This is a genomic window from Treponema sp. R80B11-R83G3, assembly GCF_054786115.1.
In genome coordinates, this window is record NZ_BDHF01000578.1 from 1 (window position 1) to 380 (window position 380).

Genomic DNA, 380 nt, shown 5'->3' on the forward strand with positions numbered 1-380 from the left:
CCCGCGGCCCGCTGGGGCGTTCCGACGGATATGGCCGGAGCGGCGGTCTTTCTCGCTCCCCCGGCTTCTGATTACGTAAACGGCTTCACCCTTGCGGTTGACGGCGGCTGGCTGGCGCGCTAGAGCGGCACGGAGGAAAATTAGGAATGAGGAGGGGAAAAAAATTAGGAATGAGGGATGAGGAATGAGGAATAAAAAAAAATAGGAAGGCAGCTCTGTTCCTCATCATACATCGTCTTCTTCCCTATTCCTAATTCCTCACTCCTAATTCCTAATTTTTCCTTTCCTCATTCCTAATTTTTCTGCTATACTCTTCCCATGAACATTTTAATAATCGGCGGAGCCGGCTATATCGGCAGCCATGTGGCAAAGGAATTTCT

1 protein-coding gene is annotated in these 380 nt (G+C 50.0%); it reads left to right on the forward strand.

Translation table 11 applies throughout. The features are described 5' to 3' along the window. Window positions 1-123 (forward strand): SDR family oxidoreductase (locus tag ACYVRH_RS15070; RefSeq protein ID WP_461257665.1); only part of this gene is annotated, 123 nt, incomplete at its 5' end. Window positions 124-380 lie beyond the last annotated feature (257 nt).